This window comes from Winogradskyella sp. (genome assembly GCF_025210595.1).
GTDB lineage: Bacteria > Bacteroidota > Bacteroidia > Flavobacteriales > Flavobacteriaceae > Winogradskyella.
The window spans coordinates 1-3,830 of sequence record NZ_JAOARH010000034.1 but is presented as its reverse complement, the minus strand read 5'-3'; the positions used below and the strand labels follow the sequence as shown (position 1 = coordinate 3,830).

The 3,830-nt window shown below is 31.5% G+C and carries 5 protein-coding genes; 4 read left to right on the top strand and 1 reads right to left on the bottom strand.

Annotated features, from left to right (window positions below; genetic code table 11):
• Window positions 1-244: 244 nt before the first annotated feature.
• The 3 genes from N4A42_RS03275 to aat all read left to right on the top strand — a co-directional run bounded on the left by N4A42_RS03275 (window position 245) and on the right by aat (window position 2,466).
• Window positions 245-1,114 (top strand): flavin reductase family protein, encoded by an 870-nt coding sequence (locus N4A42_RS03275; protein WP_294069820.1) that lies wholly within the window; start codon window positions 245-247, stop codon window positions 1,112-1,114.
• A gap of 53 nt (window positions 1,115-1,167) precedes the next feature.
• Window positions 1,168-1,545, top strand: coding sequence for a DUF3127 domain-containing protein (locus N4A42_RS03270; RefSeq protein WP_294069818.1), 378 nt, complete (start codon window positions 1,168-1,170; stop codon window positions 1,543-1,545).
• Window positions 1,546-1,842: 297 nt separating this feature from the next.
• Window positions 1,843-2,466, top strand: coding sequence for a leucyl/phenylalanyl-tRNA--protein transferase (gene aat / locus N4A42_RS03265; RefSeq protein ID WP_294069822.1), 624 nt, complete (start codon window positions 1,843-1,845; stop codon window positions 2,464-2,466).
• Window positions 2,467-2,503: 37 nt separating this feature from the next.
• Here aat and N4A42_RS03260 read toward each other — a convergent pair whose 3' ends face one another.
• A complete protein-coding gene (locus N4A42_RS03260; protein WP_294069815.1) occupies window positions 2,504-3,067 on the bottom strand; it encodes a DNA-3-methyladenine glycosylase I in 564 nt (187 codons plus the stop codon).
• Between the two features lie 158 nt (window positions 3,068-3,225).
• Between N4A42_RS03260 and N4A42_RS03255 the strand changes: the two genes are divergently transcribed.
• A partial coding sequence (locus N4A42_RS03255) for a thioredoxin family protein (RefSeq protein ID WP_294069812.1) occupies window positions 3,226-3,830 on the top strand: 605 nt, incomplete at its 3' end.

Below are 3,830 nucleotides of genomic sequence, written 5' to 3'. Positions count from 1 at the left end.
TCTTCAGCTTTAAACTTTTGAAAAAACGAATACGTATTCCAAAGAATAAGTGAAATAATAATAAATGAAGACAGGATAATAATCCAACGGATTATATTTCGGTTAGAGCTAATGGCCATTAGTTAATGAAGTTTCTTTTTTTAAATATAATCTAAAAACTGTTAATAATATTGTGTTGTCTGTTGCGCAATTTATTTTTAAAACTCTGTAATATAAGTATCTTTGTTGAAAATCAGAGCGCTACATGATTTCATTCAATCCAAAAGACCTAACTACAGGAAAGTTACATAGTTATCTGCTTAATGCAGTTGCACCTAGGCCAATTGCTTTTGCAAGTACTATAGATAAAGAAGGTAATCCAAATTTATCTCCTTTTAGCTTTTTTAATGTGTTTAGTGCTAACCCACCAATTTTAATATTTTCTCCTGCAAGACGTGTAAGAGATAATACAACAAAGCATACGTTGCAAAATGTAGAAGCAGTTAAAGAGGTAGTAATTAATGTTGTTAATTACGATATTGTACATCAAATGTCATTGAGTAGTACAGAGTATCCTGATAATGTTAATGAGTTTGAAAAGGCAGGATTAACCATGTTAGAGTCAGATGAAGTTAAACCTTTTAGAGTTGCTGAATCTCCTATTCAATTAGAATGTAAGGTTAATGATATTGTTAAATTAGGTACCGAAGGAGGTGCTGGAAATTTAGTAATATGCGAAGTTGTTAAGCTTCATATTTCTGTTGATGTGCTTAATGAAGATCAAACCATTAACCAAGAAAAGTTAGATTTAGTAGCTAGAGCAGGCGGTAGTTATTATAGTAGAGCAAAAAGTGGTTTTTTTGAAATCCCTAAACCACTTTCAACTATGGGAATTGGTGTAGATGCCTTGCCAGATCATGTTAAAAATAGTATGATTTTAACAGGGAATAATCTCGGAATGTTAGCCAATGTAGATCAATTACCAACAGCAGAAGAGGTAAGCCAGTTTGTAAAAGATATAAGTGAACGTTACCCAGATATTAAAACAGCATCACATAGAAAAAAACACAAATTGGCTCAAAATTATTTGAGCTATGGAGATGTAGAAAGTGCATGGAAGTTATTACTTTCGTAGCCTGATTAATTTTGAGAAATAAACATAAAATAAATATAGATTAAGCAAAGAAAATGGAAGTACAAGGACGTATTAAGTTAATAGGTGAAACACAAACTTTTGGGAGTAATGGGTTTAGAAAAAGAGAAGTTGTTGTTACAACTGAAGAGCAATATCCGCAGCATCTTATGATTGAGTTTATACAAGATAAAACAGACTTGTTAAATAATTATCAGGTTGGTCAACAAGTAAAAGTAAGCATCAATTTAAGAGGACGTGAGTGGGTAAATCCACAAGGAGAAACAAAGTATTTTAACTCAATACAGGGATGGAGAATAGAAACGTTACAACCAGAAGCTTCTGGTAGTGATATGCCTCCTGTGCCACCAGCAGAAGCTTTTGAGCCAGCTAATAACTTAAATGAAGAAGATCACGACGATTTACCTTTTTAATTAAACAAAGGGTTTGACTGTATAATAAAAAGACTTGTTTGTAATAAACAGGTCTTTTGTTTTTTGTAAATAAGAAATCAATAAAGATTTCTGCTAAAAAATAAAAAAGTCCCAATGGTTAGTTGGGACTTAGTATTGTGGTTTTAGGTTTTGATCTTCTCAAACAAACTTAAAAAAAAGCAATGATGAACAAAAAATTTATTTGTAAAAGATCAATTCAAATATCCATAAAATTCTTATACTAACAAAATGAAGCCCTTCATTTAACAGTAAAATTCACTAAAAAAAGTCTGAATGATTCACTTTTTGACAGATAAGATTGTTTTTCCAGATGTTTCTGAAGCTTTATCAGATGGTCTTTTGGCTGTTGGTGGTGACTTATCTATAGAACGATTAATACATGCTTATGCTAGTGGAATTTTCCCTTGGTTTGAAGTTGATGAACCTTTATTGTGGTGGTCGCCAGATCCAAGATTTGTGCTTTTTCCTAAAGATTTAAAAATCTCTAAAAGTATGAAGCAGGTTTTAAAGAGAAATGAATTTCAGGTTACCGTAAATAAAGATTTTAAATCTGTTATAGTAGAATGTGCATTAACAAAACGCAATGGCCAAGAAAGCACATGGATTACTAATGATATGATAGAGGCTTATATGAAGTTACATCAATTAGGCTACACGAAATCTGTTGAGGTTTGGCAAAATAATGAATTAGTTGGTGGCTTATACGGAGTTGATTTAGGTAATAAAGTATTTTGTGGCGAAAGCATGTTTGCTAAGGTGAGCAATGCCAGTAAAGCAGGTTTTATAACATTTGTACAAAACTCTAACTATAGCTTAATAGACTGCCAAATACATACTAAGCATTTAGAAAGTCTTGGTGCAAAGCATATCTCTAGACAAGAGTTTTTGAAATACCTTTAGTTTAATTTTATAGTTAATAACTAAAAGATAAAGGCGTTTACACTTCATTATACCTAAAACAAGATACCTCATGGTCGTTTACCATGCCAGTAGCTTGCATGTGTGCATAAATTACAGTAGTACCAACAAATTTAAAACCTCGTTTTTTTAAGTCTTTACTAATGGTGTCGCTAAGTGGAGTATTAGCGGGTGCCTTTTTGTAATCTTCAAAGTGGTTTTTTATAGGTTTACCATCTATAAAATCCCAAATGTATTTTGAAAAGCTACCAAACTCATCTTGTATTTTCATAAAAGCTTGCGCATTGGTAACTGTAGCATTAACTTTTAGTTTGTTTCTTATAATGCCTTTGTTTTGTAGAAGTTCGTCAATTTTTTTTTGATTGTAAGTTGCGATTTTCTTGTAATCGAAATTATTAAAAGCTTTTCTGAAATTTTCGCGCTTTCTTAAAACGGTAATCCAGCTTAATCCTGCCTGAAAAGTTTCTAACGTTAAAAACTCAAACAGAGTATCGTCATCATAAACCGGAACTCCCCATTCTTCATCATGATAAGTTTCATAAAGCGGATCACCAACACACCAACCACATCTATGTTTTGCCATTTTGTAAGTTTTTTTATTTATTTCTACTAAGGTAACAACTGTCACATAATTATTAATAATTCGGTGTTAATTTTGTGAAATGAAAATCAGTTTTGGTTTTTATCAGTCAGTTTAAAATGATGAATTAAATAACTCATAAATAGTTAATCTTAATAAAGATGGAAATTATAGAAAGCACAAAAGTTTCAGGTATTATTTCAAAAAGTATAGAAAAATCAATGTCTTATGAGGATTATCGTTCTCTTGTTATAAAATTAGTAGAAGAGAAATCTACTACTGGTAATGATAAATCTGAGGCAATGGTAAATTATACAATGTTAAATGACAGACGCATGAAGCGTTGGGATAAAACGGTTAAAGTTTCTGAAGCCAATGCCGAAAAGATTTCATCTTATGACAAAAAAGTAACTTGGTTGGTAATAACTGAAAGCTGGTGTGGAGATGCAGCTCATATTATGCCTGTGATTAACAAGGTGGCTGAGTTAAATGGTAATATTGATTATAAAATAGTGCTAAGAGACGATAACGATGACCTAATGAATGAGTTTTTAACTAATGGAGGCAAGGCTGTACCTAAGTTAATTATGATTAATAATGAAACCAATGAAGTTATTAGCACTTTTGGACCAAGACCTACTGTAGCTACAGAAATGGTGAAAGCTTATAAAGCTGAGCATGGTAAAATAACACCAGAATTTAAAGAAGATTTACAACGTTGGTATAATAAAGATAAAGGTCAGTCTTTAATTGAAGATTTAGTTAG